Annotated in this window: 12 protein-coding genes and 3 tRNA genes; 3 read left to right on the top strand and 12 right to left on the bottom strand. The window is 73.4% G+C overall.

Going from position 1 to position 13,355, the window contains the following annotated elements:
• Positions 1–57: 57 nt before the first annotated feature.
• Both secE and ACWDD9_RS14960 read right to left on the bottom strand, forming a co-directional pair.
• Positions 58–384 carry a preprotein translocase subunit SecE gene (gene secE, locus ACWDD9_RS14965; RefSeq protein ID WP_049651985.1) on the bottom strand — a complete coding sequence of 109 codons (327 nt, stop codon included), beginning with the start codon at positions 382–384 and terminating at the stop codon, positions 58–60.
• A 145-nt stretch (positions 385–529) separates the two neighbouring features.
• Positions 530–602, bottom strand: a tRNA-Trp gene (locus tag ACWDD9_RS14960).
• A gap of 292 nt (positions 603–894) precedes the next feature.
• Between ACWDD9_RS14960 and ACWDD9_RS14955 the strand changes: the two genes are divergently transcribed.
• Together ACWDD9_RS14955 and ACWDD9_RS14950 are read left to right on the top strand one after the other, a co-directional pair.
• Positions 895–2,142: a pyridoxal phosphate-dependent aminotransferase gene (locus ACWDD9_RS14955; RefSeq protein ID WP_449811783.1), complete on the top strand. Its 1,248-nt coding sequence runs from the start codon at positions 895–897 to the stop codon at positions 2,140–2,142.
• Between the two features lie 128 nt (positions 2,143–2,270).
• A complete protein-coding gene (locus ACWDD9_RS14950) occupies positions 2,271–3,335 on the top strand; it encodes an adenosine deaminase (protein WP_449811782.1) in 1,065 nt (354 codons plus the stop codon).
• Between the two features lie 5 nt (positions 3,336–3,340).
• Here the strand turns inward: ACWDD9_RS14950 and ACWDD9_RS14945 are convergent, their stop codons facing one another.
• From ACWDD9_RS14945 to ACWDD9_RS14910, 8 genes are all read right to left on the bottom strand, one after another.
• On the bottom strand, positions 3,341–4,384 hold the full coding sequence (locus ACWDD9_RS14945; protein ID WP_049651994.1) for a UDP-N-acetylmuramate dehydrogenase: 1,044 nt from the start codon (positions 4,382–4,384) through the stop codon (positions 3,341–3,343).
• 77 nt (positions 4,385–4,461) lie between these two features.
• Entirely contained in the window at positions 4,462–5,907 is a 1,446-nt protein-coding gene (locus ACWDD9_RS14940) for an MFS transporter (RefSeq protein ID WP_049651988.1), read from the bottom strand.
• A 103-nt stretch (positions 5,908–6,010) separates the two neighbouring features.
• Positions 6,011–6,574 carry a TetR/AcrR family transcriptional regulator gene (locus tag ACWDD9_RS14935; protein WP_234348396.1) on the bottom strand — a complete coding sequence of 188 codons (564 nt, stop codon included), beginning with the start codon at positions 6,572–6,574 and terminating at the stop codon, positions 6,011–6,013.
• Positions 6,575–6,672: 98 nt separating this feature from the next.
• Positions 6,673–7,095 carry a MaoC family dehydratase gene (locus ACWDD9_RS14930; RefSeq protein ID WP_049651990.1) on the bottom strand — a complete coding sequence of 141 codons (423 nt, stop codon included), beginning with the start codon at positions 7,093–7,095 and terminating at the stop codon, positions 6,673–6,675.
• Between the two features lie 5 nt (positions 7,096–7,100).
• Positions 7,101–7,559 carry a MaoC family dehydratase N-terminal domain-containing protein gene (locus ACWDD9_RS14925; protein WP_049651991.1) on the bottom strand — a complete coding sequence of 153 codons (459 nt, stop codon included), beginning with the start codon at positions 7,557–7,559 and terminating at the stop codon, positions 7,101–7,103.
• A 116-nt stretch (positions 7,560–7,675) separates the two neighbouring features.
• Positions 7,676–7,840, bottom strand: a complete 165-nt coding sequence (gene rpmG / locus ACWDD9_RS14920) for a 50S ribosomal protein L33 (RefSeq protein WP_006604855.1) — start codon at positions 7,838–7,840, stop codon at positions 7,676–7,678.
• 83 nt (positions 7,841–7,923) lie between these two features.
• Positions 7,924–7,996, bottom strand: a tRNA-Met gene (locus ACWDD9_RS14915).
• Positions 7,997–8,039: 43 nt separating this feature from the next.
• Positions 8,040–8,112, bottom strand: a tRNA-Thr gene (locus tag ACWDD9_RS14910).
• A gap of 279 nt (positions 8,113–8,391) precedes the next feature.
• Here ACWDD9_RS14910 and ACWDD9_RS14905 point away from each other — a divergent pair.
• A complete protein-coding gene (locus ACWDD9_RS14905) occupies positions 8,392–9,660 on the top strand; it encodes an amidohydrolase family protein (protein WP_074003979.1) in 1,269 nt (422 codons plus the stop codon).
• Positions 9,661–9,929: 269 nt separating this feature from the next.
• Here the strand turns inward: ACWDD9_RS14905 and ACWDD9_RS14900 are convergent, their stop codons facing one another.
• Both ACWDD9_RS14900 and ACWDD9_RS14895 read right to left on the bottom strand, forming a co-directional pair.
• Complete coding sequence (locus ACWDD9_RS14900; RefSeq protein WP_049652081.1) at positions 9,930–10,604, bottom strand: response regulator; 675 nt, start codon at positions 10,602–10,604, stop codon at positions 9,930–9,932.
• A gap of 69 nt (positions 10,605–10,673) precedes the next feature.
• Entirely contained in the window at positions 10,674–13,250 is a 2,577-nt protein-coding gene (locus tag ACWDD9_RS14895) for a sensor histidine kinase (protein ID WP_053112080.1), read from the bottom strand.
• Positions 13,251–13,355 lie beyond the last annotated feature (105 nt).

The following is a 13,355-nucleotide window of genomic DNA, read 5'->3' as shown; positions in this document are numbered from 1 at the left end:
ACCCGGGCCGAGTAATCGGCCCGGGTCGGGAGGCTGTTCGAGAGGTGGGGCGGCCGGTCAGCCGAAGACCAGGAGGCTCAGCTTGGAGAAGCCGTAGTCCAGGCCGGCCACGAAGGCCATCATGACCACCACGAAGGTGACGACCACGGCGGTGTAGTTGGTGAGCTCGCCGCGGGTCGGCCAGACGACCTTGCGCAGCTCGGCGATGATCTGGCGGTAGAAGAGGGCGGTCCGTGCGAACAGGCCCTTCTTGGCCCGCTTGCCCGACTTCTTCTGCTTGCCGGACTTCTTGTCGCCCTCGGCCGATGCGATCTCGGCAGCGCCGTCGGCACCCTCGGGGTTGCCGCTCTCAGGCGTTGCGGTGGAGCCCGTGGTCTCCGTCACTCGTCCTCACCTGAATCCGGGTCCTGCCGGCTTCGCCGCGCACCCGGTGGGGGCGGCCAGTCGGCTAGCGGTGCTGATCGGTGCCATCTCCGCATCAAGCCCGCTCACTCCTGTGGAGCGAACGGGCTGAAAACGGATCTAGCAGCAGGGCAAGAGGGACTCGAACCCCCAACCGCCGGTTTTGGAGACCGGTGCTCTACCAATTGAGCTATTGCCCTACGGTGCCTCGCGGCTCCGGTGGCGACCAACCTACCGTATCTCCCCCCGCTGTCTGCACAGGCGGTGAAAGCTCCGGTTCTCGGCGGGCCGTCGAGCAGCGAGTGTACGTGGTCGAGGGGTGTTTGGTCGAACTTCTTCTTCCGGCTTCTTCTTCCGGACCGGCCGGTCCCCGGCGGACGTCCGGTCCGGCGGGACCCCTTCCGACGGACCGTCGGGCCGCGATTCGGACGGGAACGTACGGATGCCGATACCCCGATGCCCGGTAGGTCCCGGTTCTGCGACGATGCAGGCATGAGCGCTTCCACCCCGCAGCCCGACCAGTCCATCCGCCCCGCCGACCGCCGGGTCTCCGCCCGGATCGGCGCGATCGCCGAGTCCGCGACCCTCGCCGTGGACGCCAAGGCCAAGGCCCTCAAGGCCGCTGGCCGCCCGGTCATCGGTTTCGGTGCCGGCGAGCCCGACTTCCCCACCCCGGACTACATCGTCGAGGCGGCCGTCGAGGCCTGCCGCGACCCGAAGAACCACCGCTACACCCCGGCGGGTGGCCTGCCCGAGCTGAAGGCCGCGATCGCCGCCAAGACGCTGCGCGACTCCGGCTACGAGGTGGACGCCTCCCAGGTGCTCGTCACCAACGGCGGCAAGCAGGCGATCTACGAGGCGTTCGCGGCGATCCTGGACCCGGGCGACGAGGTCATCATCCCGGCCCCGTACTGGACCACCTACCCGGAGTCGGTCCAGCTGGCCGGCGGCGTCCCGGTGGAGGTCGTCTCCGACGAGACCACCGGTTACAAGGTCTCGGTCGAGCAGCTGGAGGCCGCGCGCACCGAGAACACCAAGGTGGTGCTGTTCGTCTCGCCGTCCAACCCGACCGGCGCGGTGTACACCGAGGCCGAGGCCGAGGCGATCGGCCGCTGGGCGCTGGAGCACGGCCTGTGGGTGCTCACCGACGAGATCTACGAGCACCTGGTGTACGGCGACGCCACCTTCACCTCGCTGCCGGCCCTGCTGCCCGAGCTGGCCGAGAAGTGCATCGTGGTCAACGGTGTCGCCAAGACCTACGCGATGACCGGCTGGCGGGTGGGCTGGGTGGTCGGCCCCAAGGACGTCATCAAGGCCGCGACCAACCTCCAGTCGCACGCCACCTCGAACGTCTCCAACGTCGCCCAGCGCGCCGCCCTGGCCGCCGTGGCCGGCGACCTGGACGCGGTCGCCGAGATGCGCGAGGCCTTCGACCGCCGCCGCAAGACCATCGTGCGGATGCTCAACGAGATCGAGGGCGTGCTCTGCCCCGAGCCCGAGGGCGCCTTCTACGCCTACCCGTCGGTCAAGGGCCTGCTGGGCAGGGAGATCCGCGGCCGGCGCCCGCAGACCTCCGCCGAGCTGGCCGCCCTGATCCTGGACGAGGCCGAGGTCGCGGTCGTCCCGGGCGAGGCCTTCGGCACCCCCGGCTACCTGCGGCTCTCCTACGCGCTCGGCGACGCCGACCTGGTCGAGGGCGTCAGCCGGGTCCAGAAGCTGCTCGGCGAGGCCCGCGACTGACCTCGGGTCCGTCCGCCGACGTCAACCCGACGCCAGGGTTTCACCCGGCGCACCGCCCCCTTTCACCCCTTCAGGGGATGTAGAGGGGGCGGTTCCCGTTCAGGGGCCGTATACGGCAGTATCGGTGAATGGAACGCCTGTTGAACCCGCGAGACGTCAGGGGCCTCCCGAAGGCCCACCTGCACCTGCACTTCACCGGCTCGATGCGGCCCGCCACCCTCCTGGAGCTGGCGGACAAGCACGGCGTCCGGCTGCCGGAGGCGCTCAGCTCCGGCGAGCCGCCCCGGCTGCGGGCCACCGACGAGCGGGGCTGGTTCCGCTTCCAGCGGCTGTACGACACCGCCCGCTCGGTGCTGCGGGACGAGGAGGACATCCGCCGGCTGGTCCTGGAGACCGCCGAGGACGAGCGGCGGGACGGCTCCCGCTGGCTGGAGATCCAGGTCGACCCGACGTCCTACGCGCCCCGGCTGGGCGGACTGATCCCCGCCCTGGAGCTGATCCTGGACGCGGTGGAGCACGCCGCCGCGGCGACCGGGGTGGGCATCCGGGTCCTGGTCGCGGCCAACCGGATGAAGTCCCCGATGGACGCCCGGACGCTGGCCCGGCTGGCCGTCCGCTACGCCGACCACGGGGTGGTCGGCTTCGGCCTCTCCAACGACGAGCGCCGGGGCCTGGCCCGGGACTTCGACCGGGCCTTCGCGATCGCCCGCAACGGCGGGCTGCTGGCGGCCCCGCACGGCGGCGAGCTGTCCGGCCCGGAGTCCGTCCGGGACTGCCTGGACGACCTGGGCGCCGCCCGGATCGGCCACGGCGTACGGGCCGCCGAGGACCCCCGGCTGATGGAGCGGCTGGCGGACCGGCAGGTCACCTGCGAGGTCTGCCCGTCCTCCAACGTCTCGCTCGGCGTCTACGAGCGCCCCGAGGAGGTGCCGCTGCGCCGGCTCTTCGACGCCGGGGTGCCGCTCGCCCTGGGCGCGGACGACCCGCTGCTGTTCGGCAGCCGGCTGGCCGCCCAGTACGAGCTGGTCCGGGACGTGCTGGGCTTCTCCGACGCCGAACTCGCGGAGCTGGCACGGCAGTCGGTGCGCGGCTCGGTCGCGCCGGGGGCCGTCCGCAAGGAGCTGCTGGCGGACATCGACGCCTGGCTGGTCGGCGACCGCGCCCCCGCGGAGGCGGCCGCCGTACCCGCCTAGCGGTGCTAGAGCTTGACGCCCACCATCACCGGCTCGTTCACCAGCTCGACCCCGAAGGCCGCGCGGACCCCGTCCCGGATCTCCCGGGCCAGTGCCAGCAGGTCCTCGGCGGTGGCCGAGCCGCGGTTGGTGAGCGCCAGGGTGTGCTTGGTGGAGAGCGTCGCCGGGCCGCCGCCGTAGCCCTTGCCGAAGCCCGCCCGGTCGATCAGCCAGGCCGCCGACGTCTTGGTGCAGCCCTCCGGGGCCGGGTAGGCGGGGGCGTCCTCGGTGCCCGGGCGGGTGCGGAAGGACTCGTACTGCGCGGCCGTGAGCACCGGGTTGGTGAAGAAGGAGCCGGCCGACCAGGTGTCGTGGTCCGCCGGGTCCAGCACCATGCCCTTGCCGGAGCGCAGCAGCAGCACCGCCGTCCAGGCCGTGCCGACCGCCACCCGGGCGCCCGGCTCGACGCCCAGGTGCCGGGCGGTCTCGGCGTAGCGGACGGGGGTGGAGAGCCCGTCGTTGTCCTCCAGGCGGAACCGCACCCGCAGCACCACGTAGCGGTCCGGCTCGGCCTTGAAGCGGCTGTGCCGGTAGGAGAACCCGCACTCGGCGTTCGAGAGGGTGACGACCTCGTCGGCGGTGCGGTCGTACGCGACCACCTCGGTGATCGACTGGGCGACCTCCTGGCCGTACGCGCCCACGTTCTGCACCGGGGTGGCGCCCGCGGAGCCGGGGATGCCGGCCAGGAACTCGATGCCCGCCAGCCCGTGGTCGCGCACGGTGCGGTGGACGACCTCGGACCAGGTCTCGCCGGCCGCGACCTCCAGCGCGGTGCCGTCCAGGGCGAAGCCCTCGGTGGCGATCCGCAGCACGGTGCCGGGGAAGCCGGCGTCGCCGATCACCAGGTTGGAGCCGCCGCCGAGGACGAGCAGCGGCTCGCCGGCCGCGTCGGCCTCGCGGACGGCGGCGATCACCTCGTCGTCGGTGTGGGCGGTCACCAGGCGGCGGGCCGGGCCGCCGAGCCGGAGCGTGGTCAGCGGGGCGAGGGGGGCGTCGTTTTCTACCAGCACGCCCACCAGCGTACGGGGGAGGGATCCGCCGACCGGAACGCGATTCCCGTCGGCGGGCCCCTCCCCTCCGCCCCCGTTCAGACCCGGGCCGGCTCGGCCCGGTCCGCCGCCCGCTCCCCCGCCGCCGCGACCGGCGCCTTCCGCCGCCGCGGGATGAACACCGCGGCGAGCGCGCCGAGCCCGACGGCGGCGGCGCCGACGTACAGCGCGGGCACCAGCCCGTCCGTGAAGGCCCGCACCGACTGGTAGCCGCCCTGCCCCGAGAACACCGCCGCGAGCACGGCGACCCCGAGCGCCCCGCCGACCTCGCGCAGCGCGTTGTTGGCGCCGGAGGCGATCCCCTGCTCCTGCGGCCGGACGCTGGCCATCACCAGCTGGGCGGTCGGGCCGAAGTACAGCGACATGCCGATCCCGCAGATCACGGTGGCCGGTATCTGGGCGACGTAGTCGAGGCCGGTGCTCCCGTCCACCACCAGGCCGTACAGCGCCAGGCCCGCGGCCTGCAGCGCCAGCCCGGCGACCACGATCGGCCGGCCGCCGATCCGGTCGGAGAGGATGCCCGCGATCGGCGAGACCAGCAGCGGCATCGCCGTCCACGGCAGCATCCGGATGCCCGCCTCCTGGGGGCTGAAGCCGCCGACGCCCTGGAGGTACTGGCTGATCAGGAAGATCGAGCCGAACATCCCCAGGTACATCAGCAGGCTGGCCGCGTTGACGGCGGAGAAGGCCCGGCTGCGGAACAGCCGCATCGGCAGCATCGGGTGGGCGGCGACCCGCTGCTCGTACCGGACGAAGGCGGCCAGCAGCAGGGTGCCGCCGATCAGGGCGCCGAGGACCAGCGGGCTGGTCCAGCCGTCCGGGTTGCCGCGGATCAGGCCGAGGACGACGCCGAACATCCCCAGGCTGACCAGCAGGGTTCCGGGCACGTCCAGGGCCCGGCCCGGGCCCCGGCTCTCGCCGAGCCGCAGGTAGGCCAGCGGCAGCAGGACGAGGCCGACCGGGACGTTCACCCAGAAGATCCACTGCCAGGAGAAGTGCTCGGTCAGCGAGCCGCCGATCAGCGGCCCCGCGGCGACGGCGAGGCCGCTGACCCCCGACCAGATGCCGAAGGCCATCCCCCGCTTGCCCTCGGGCACCGCGGCGGTGAGCAGGGTGAGGGTGAGCGGCATCATCACCGCGGCCCCGGTGCCCTGGACGGCGCGGGCGGCGATCAGTTCGCCGATGCCCGGGGACAGCGCGGCCGCGGCGGAGCCGGCGGTGAAGACCGCCAGCCCGACCAGGAAGATCCGGCGGCGGCCGAAGCGGTCGCCGAGGGCGGCGCCGAACATCAGCAGCACGGCGAAGCTCAGGGTGTAGGCGCTGACCGTCCATTCGAGGTCGGACAGTCCGCCGCCGAGCTCCTCGCGGATCGACGGCAGCGCGGTGGTGACCACCAGGTTGTCCAGGGCGGCCATGAAGCTGGCCGCGCTGACGATCACCAGGGTCCAGACCGCCGCTCTGCCCATGGCAGGTTTCTCCGTCATGACGTCCCCCAGGTTCCTTAGGTAGTTATTGCTCAATAACTTCTTTGGGCCGAAAAGAGGCCGCACGGACACCCCGTGCGGCCCGTCCATCCGGGCGGCGCGCCTACTCGGGCGGCTCGCACCCGTCGAAGCCGGCCCAGATCCGGTGGTCCGGCGGATAGCCGAGCGCCACCAGGGTGTTGATCAGCATCCCGTACGCGAAGAACTGCGTGGCGTCCTTCATTCCGCCGCCGATCCGGATCCTGACCCGGTCGAACAGGTCCTCCCACAGCAGCCGGGCGGTCTCCCCCACCTCGTCCTCACCGGCCGCCCTGGCCGCGGACGCCGAGACGTAGAGCTGCATCTGCATCATGAGCTGGTCGCCGTTCTCGACCAGGCCCAGGTACGCGGTGGACATCGCCTCCGCGGCCGCCTCGCCGGACAGCCCGGCCGAGGCCTCGTCGAACACCCGCCAGGTCTCCTCGACGCAGCGCTCGGCGGCCGCGGCGAAGATCGCCTGCTTGCTCGGGAACAGCCGGAACAGGTACGGCTGCGAGACGCCCACCCGGCGGGCGATCGCCTCGGTGGAGGTGCCGTGGTACCCGCCCCGGGCGAACTCGGTCAGGGCGGCCCGGACGACGCTCTCGCGCCGCTCCTCCGCGCTCATCCGGATGCTCGACTTCGCCATGGGCCCCAAGTTAGTGGCCAATCACTATCTACGCAAGGCCCGCGCCGGCGGCCGGAGATCCCGCACGGGACCCCGGCCGCCGCGACCCCCGGGGCCGCTCAGCCGAGCCGGACGACGGCCCGGGACATGCCGAGCACCTTCTGGCCGCCCGTGGTGGCCAGCAGGTCGACCTGCACCCTGCGGTCGTCCAGCTTCTTGGCGACCTTGGCCGAGACCTCGACCACCGCGCCGACCCCGTCGTTCGGCACCGGCACCGGACGGGTGAACCGCACGCCGTACTCGACCACCGCGGCCGGGTCGCCGACCCAGTCGGTGACCACCCGGATCGCCTCGGCCATGGTGAACATGCCGTGCGCGATCACGTCCGGCAGGCCGACCTCCAGGGCGAACTTCTCGTTCCAGTGGATCGGGTTGAAGTCCCCCGAGGCGCCCGCGTACCGCACCAGTGTGTCGCGGGTCACCGGGAAGGACTGCGCCGGCAGCTCGGTGCCGACCTCGACCTCGTCGTAGTCGATCGCCATCGCGCTCACTCCCCCGCCTCGTCGGCGGCCCGGGCCACCAGGGTCATGACCGACGTCACAACGTGCCCGCCGGTCGCGTCCGTCACCTCGCCACGCACGGTGAGCACGTCGTTGCCCGCCAGCGACTTGATGTTGTCGATGGTCACCGTGACCGACAGCCGGTCACCGGCCCGCACCGGGCGGGTGTAGGCGAACTTCTGGTCGCCGTGCACCACCCGGCTGAAGTCCAGACCCAGCTCCGGGTCCTCGACCACCTGGCCGGCCGCGCGGTAGGTGATCACGAACGGGAAGGTCGGCGGGGCGATCACGTCGGGGTGCCCCAGCGCCTTCGCCGCCTCAAGGTCGGTGTACGCCGGGTTGGCGTCGCCGACCGCGGTCGCGAACTCGCGGATCTTCTCCCGGCCGACCTCGTACGGCTCGGTGGGCGGGTAGCTACGCCCGATGAAGGAGGGGTCGAGCGCCATGGCGGCTCCTCGGAACGCGGGTGGATACGAAAAAAACTCCGGGCCGCACCCCTGTGAGGGATGCGGCCCGGAGCAAGAGACCTGAATTCACACAGGCCCGTCGCCCTGCAAGAGGGTCAGCGGGTCTCGCGGTGCGCGGTGTGCGAGTTGCAGCGGGGGCAGTGCTTCTTCATCTCAAGACGGTCCGGGTCGTTACGCCGGTTCTTCTTGGTGATGTAGTTCCGCTCCTTGCACTCCACGCAGGCCAGCGTGATCTTCGGGCGGACGTCGGTGGCAGCCACGGGAGTGCCTTCCTTGGACAACGAATAAGAACACAACAAGAGTAGCCGACCGGGAGTGCGATCTCCCGACCGACTACGCGGGGTAGCGGTGACCGGACTTGAACCGGTGACACAGCGATTATGAGCCGCTTGCTCTACCAACTGAGCTACACCGCCACAGTGATCCGCGGCACAGCCGGAGCTGACCGCTTCTCACCAGAGCCCCCATGCGGAATCGAACCGCAGACCTTCTCCTTACCATGGAGACGCTCTACCGACTGAGCTATAGGGGCGAACGAGGAAGAGATTACACGTTTCGCGCCCGGAGGTGAAATCCGTATCCCGCGGCGAAGACCGCAGGTGGGCGAGGGGTACGGACGGACGATCCAAGGCCCGGCGTTCGATCGGCCCGCGAGCCGCACGGCCCGACCCGATACGACTATTGCCCGCCTCCCGGCGACCCGCCCCCCGGGCCCATAGGCTCGACGCTCATTGATCGGGAGGACTGGCCGGCGGTACGGGCCAGCCGTACGGGGCCGACCGCACGGGCCGGCCCGAGAAGGAGCCGGGCGATGGACAGCGCAGCCGCCGACGGGCCGCACTCCGGGCCCGGCCCGGCGGCCAACCCGCTCGGGCACGGCCCGGTCCTGCTCCTCACCGGCGCCCGGCTGGCGGACGGGCGGGTGGTGGACGTCCGGATCAGCGGCGACCGGATCCAGGCGGTCGGCACCGTCGGCAGCCTCGGCCCGCTGCCCGCCCTGCCCGGCGCGCCCACCGTCACCACCGGCGCCCGGATCGACCTGCGCGGCTACCTGCTGCTCCCGGCCCCCGCCGAGGCGCACGCCCACTACGACACCGCCTTCTCCGCCGCCCTGCCCACCCCGCCGCCGGACACCCCGGCCGACCTCACCCGCCGGGTCACCGAGGCCGCGCTGACCTCGCTCGGCTACGGCGCCACCGCCCAGCGCACCCACGTCCGGATCGGCGACGTGCACGGGCTGCGCCGGCTGGAGGCGGTGCTGACCGCCCGGCAGGCACTGGGCGGGCTGGCCGAGCTCCAGGCGGTGGCGATGCCCCGACTGCTCACCGGACGGGCCGGCGCGGACGGGCGGGCGCAGCTGCGCGAGGCGCTCAAGCTGGGCGCCACGGCGGCCGGCGGCTGCCCGGAGCTGGACCCGGACCCGGCCGGGTACGTGCAGCTGCTGCTGGAGGCCGCCCGGGAGGCGGACTGCCCGGTGGACCTGCACACCGGCGCCGGCGACGCCGCCCAACTCGCCCGGATGACCGGGGCGTTGGCCCCGCTGCGGCCCCGGGTGGCACTCGGCCCGTGCGGGGCGCTGCCCCGGGGCGCGTCGACGGTGCTGGCGACCAGCGGGGTCCGGGTGGTCTGCCTGCCGCAGAACGGCTGCTGCACCGGCATGGAGGGCCGCTCGGCGGGCCTGCGGCCGGGCCTGGTACGGGAGTTGGCGGCCGCCGGGGTGCCGCTGGCGGCGGGCAGCGGGGCGCTGCGCGACCCGTCCAACCCGGTCGGCCGGGCGGATCCGCTGGAGTCGGCCTACCTGCTGGCGGCCGGTGGGGAGTTGACCCCGGAGGCGGCGTACGACGCGGTGGCGAACCAGGCCCGGGCGGCGCTCGGCCTGGCACCCGTCCGGGTGGACGCCGGGTTCCCGGCGGAGCTGCTGGCGGTGCGCGGGGACAGCCTGGCCGGGGCGCTCGCGGGCGGGCACAGCCGGCTGGTGGTGCACAGCGGCCGGGTGGTCAGCCGGACCAGCGCGGTCCGGGAGTTCGCGGACACGGTGGCGCTGGCGCTGCCCCGGCAGTCCGGGGGCGGGGACGGCTGAGCCGGTCCCGGAGTGGGCCTGATGGCCCCTGACGGCAGATGGGGGCGCGCGACTGGTGTCGCGCGCCCCTCCCCCACCTGCTGGCCGCCTCGGGCGGCGGCTGGAGCGGCCCCGGACCTCCCCCACACGGAGCAGGGGCCGCTCGTTCGACACCGACACTACGCCCGCGGAACACCGCCGCCGAGCGGCCTTGACGCCCCCCTGTCGCCCACCGGGCCGCTCTTGACGGCTCGTTGACGGGGGCGCGCCGGCACCGGTGCGCCGGTCCGTCACGGCACGTACCGGTACCCGATCCCCGGCTCGGTGACCAGGTGCCGCGGCCGGGCCGGATCGCGCTCCAACTTGCGGCGCAGCCCCGCGAAGTAGACCCGCAGATAGTTGCCGCGCCCCTCCTGGGCCGGACCCCACACCTCGCGCAGGATCTGCCTCCCGGGCACCAGCCGGCCCGGGTTGGCGAGCAGCAGGGCGAGGATGCGCCACTCGGTCGGGGTGAGCCGGACCGGTCCGTTCGGGCCGTGCACCGCGGTGGCCGCGAGATCCACGGTATGGTCGCCGATCACCGGCCGGCCCAGCGGCACGTCGCCCAGCGGCCGGCGCAGCACGGCGCGCAGCCGGGCCAGCAGCTCGTCCATCAGGAACGGCTTGGTGAGGTAGTCGTCGGCGCCCGCGTCCAGGGCGCCCACCTTGTCGGCGGCGTCCGTCCGGCCGGAGAGCACGATGATCGGCACCGCGCTGTGGGTGCGCAGGCCGCGCAGCACGTCCATGCCGTCGAGGTCGGGCAGGCCGAGGTCGAGCAGGACGGCGTCCGGGGCGCTGTGCGCGGCGCGGTCCAGCGCCTCCCCGCCGCTGGCGGCGGTGCGGACGGCGTAGTGCCGGGCGCTGAGGTTGATCCGCAGGGTGCGCAGGAGGGCGGGCTCGTCGTCGACGACCAGAATCTCACTCATGCGCCCGCCTCGCTTCGCTCGGCAGTCGCTTCGCGAGACACGCACCTTTCGATGGTTCGTTCACTTCGTTCACTCATGTGGAGGTTCCTCCCCGGAGTCTCCAGGCTCGGTGGTGCTGGGCGCGGTGGTGGCGGCGGGCAGGGTGAGCAGCATGGTGGTGCCGCCGCCCGGGGTGTCCTCGACCTCCAGGCTGCCGCCCATCGCCTCGGCGAGGCCGCGGGAGAGGGCGAGGCCGAGGCCGACGCCGGTGGTGTTGTCGGTGTCGCCGAGGCGCTGGAAGGGCAGGAAGACCCGGTCGCGGTCCTCGGGGGCGATGCCGGGGCCGCGGTCGATCACCCGGATCTCCACCTGGTCGGCGTGGTGGCTGGCGGTGACCAGGACGGGCGCGCCGGGGGCGTTGTACCGCAGCGCGTTGGTGATCACGTTGGCGAGCACCCGCTCCAGCAGTGGCGGATCGGCGAGCACCGGCGGGGCGGTGTCCAGGTCGAGCGGCTGGACCGGCGCGTACGGGTCGGGGAGGCTGTCGAGCGCCCGGGGCAGGATCTCGTCGAGGTGGGTCTCGGTGAGGTGCAGGGTGAGCGCGCCGGCCTGGAGGCGGCTCATGTCGAGCAGGTTGTCGACCAGCCGGGTGAGCTTGACCAGCGACTCGTCGGCGGTGGCGAGGAGTTCGGCCTGGTCCTCGGGCGAGAACTCGACGTCGGGGCTGCGCAGCGAGCCGACCGAGGCGCGGGCGGCGGCCAGCGGGGTGCGCAGGTCGTGGCTGACGGCGGCGAGCAGGGCGGTGCGCATCCGGTCGGCGGCCTTGATCGGCTCGACCTCGGCGGCGACCACGGCCAGCCGGTCGCGCTCCAGCGCGGCGGCGACGTGGGCGGCGAAGGCGGTCAGCACCCGCTGGTCGGCGGCGGGCAGCCGGCGGCCGGTGAGCACCAGGAGGGCGTCCGCGCCGACCGGGACCTCGGCGGTCTCGTGCGGCCCCTCGCCGTCGCCCTGGTGGTCCCCCTCGCTGTGCGCGAGCACCTCGCCGTCGCCCCGGGAGAGCAGCGCGACGGCCCGCATGCCGAAGGCCGTCCGGGACTTCTCCAGCAGGGCGGGCAGCGCGTCGGCGCCGCGCAGCACGCTGCCGGCCAGGGTGGAGAGGGTCTCGGCCTCGGCGGTGGCGCGGGCGGCCCGGCTGGTGAGCCGGCCGGCGTGGTCGACCACGGTGGAGACGGTGAGCGCGATGGCGGCGAAGACCACCAGGGCGACGATGTTGTTGGTCTCGCCGATGGTCAGGCTGTGGACCGGCGGGATGAAGTAGTAGTTGAGCAGCACCGAGGCGACGACCGAGGCCAGCAGGGCCGACACCGCGCCGCCGAGCAGGGCGACGATCACCACACCGAGCTGGAAGATCAGCGCGTCGGTGGTCAGGTTGATGCTGTGGTCCGCCTGCGAGAGCAGGACGGTGAGCAGCCAGGGCACCGCCAGGCCGGCCAGGTAGCCGGCGATGGTGCGGCGCCGGGAGTGGCGGCGGCCGAGCGAGGGCAGCCGGCCGCGGCCGGTGAACTCGTGGGTGACCATGTGGACGTCGATGTCCTCGGAGTCGTCCACGGTGGTCTGCCCGGTGCCGGGGCCGGTGAGGAAGCGGTTGATCCGGCCGCGGCGGCTGGTGCCGAGCACCAGCTGGGTGGCGTGGTGGGCGCGGGCGAAGGTGAGCAGCGCGGTCGGGACGTCGTCGCCGACCACCACGTGGTAGCTGCCGCCGAGGGTCTCCACCAGCTGCCGCTGCTGGGCGAGGGCGCCGGAGGAGGCGCCGGCCAGGCCGTCGCTGCGGGAGACGTGGACGGCCAGCAGTTCGCCGCCGGCCGTGCGGTCGGCGATCCGGGCGGCGCGGCGGATCAGGGTCTCGCCCTCGGGGCCGCCGGTGAGGGCGACCACGACCCGCTCGCGGGTCTCCCAGACCCGGTCGATGTTGTGGCTGGCCCGGTAGTCGCGCAGTCCCTCGTCCACCCGCCCGGCCACCCAGAGCAGGGCGAGTTCGCGCAGGGCGGTGAGGTTGCCGACCCGGAAGTAGTTCGAGAGCGCGGCGTCCACCTTCTCCGCCTTGTAGACGTTGCCGTGGGCCATCCGGCGGCGCAGCGCCTGCGGGGCCATGTCGACGAGTTCGATCTGGTCGGCCCGGCGGACCACCTCGTCCGGGACGGTCTCCCGCTGCGGGATGCCGGTGATCTTCCGGACGACGTCGTTCAGCGATTCCAGGTGCTGGATGTTGACGGTGGTGACGACGTCGATCCCGGCGGCGAGCAGTTCCTCGACGTCCTGCCAGCGCTTGGCGTGCCGGCCGCCGGGGATGTTGGTGTGCGCCAGCTCGTCCACCAGCACGACGGACGGGCGGCGGGCGAGCACGCCGTCGAGGTCCATCTCGTCGAACCCGGCGTCCCGGTAGTCGCGGTGGACGCGGGGCACGACCTCCAGGCCCGCCAGCATGGCCTCGGTGTGCGGTCTGCCGTGGCACTCGATGTACCCGACCACGACGTCGGCCCCGCGCTCCTGTCTGCGCCGGGCCTCGTCCAGCATCCGGTACGTCTTGCCGACCCCCGGCGCGGAGCCGAGGTACACCCTCAGCCGGCCGCCGCGGATGCCGGTGCCGGGGGTGAGGTCGCGGGCCATGGGCACTGCTCTTTCCATCGGGAGGTGGTGCACGTCTGCGGACGCGGGTCGGCCGGCCCGGGCGCGGGAGGCGTGCCCCCGTGCCCGGGCCGGCCCGGTCACCCG

This window comes from Kitasatospora sp. NPDC001119, assembly GCF_053598475.1.
The sequence above is the reverse complement of the archived record's forward strand: the minus strand, read 5'-3'. Positions and strand labels throughout refer to the sequence as shown.

What these genes read in the sequence shown, in the direction of transcription:
- ACWDD9_RS14950 (WP_449811782.1), top strand. Translation starts at nt 2,271, where the DNA reads ATGGAACGCCTGTTGAACCCGCGAGACGTCAGGGGCCTCCCGAAGGCC.
- ACWDD9_RS14900 (WP_049652081.1), bottom strand. Translation starts at nt 10,604, where the DNA reads ATGAGTGAGATTCTGGTCGTCGACGACGAGCCCGCCCTCCTGCGCACC.
- ACWDD9_RS14895 (WP_053112080.1), bottom strand. Translation starts at nt 13,250, where the DNA reads ATGGCCCGCGACCTCACCCCCGGCACCGGCATCCGCGGCGGCCGGCTG.
- ACWDD9_RS14955 (WP_449811783.1), top strand. Translation starts at nt 895, where the DNA reads ATGAGCGCTTCCACCCCGCAGCCCGACCAGTCCATCCGCCCCGCCGAC.
- ACWDD9_RS14935 (WP_234348396.1), bottom strand. Translation starts at nt 6,574, where the DNA reads ATGGCGAAGTCGAGCATCCGGATGAGCGCGGAGGAGCGGCGCGAGAGC.
- ACWDD9_RS14940 (WP_049651988.1), bottom strand. Translation starts at nt 5,907, where the DNA reads ATGACGGAGAAACCTGCCATGGGCAGAGCGGCGGTCTGGACCCTGGTG.
- ACWDD9_RS14930 (WP_049651990.1), bottom strand. Translation starts at nt 7,095, where the DNA reads ATGGCGATCGACTACGACGAGGTCGAGGTCGGCACCGAGCTGCCGGCG.
- ACWDD9_RS14925 (WP_049651991.1), bottom strand. Translation starts at nt 7,559, where the DNA reads ATGGCGCTCGACCCCTCCTTCATCGGGCGTAGCTACCCGCCCACCGAG.
- ACWDD9_RS14905 (WP_074003979.1), top strand. Translation starts at nt 8,392, where the DNA reads ATGGACAGCGCAGCCGCCGACGGGCCGCACTCCGGGCCCGGCCCGGCG.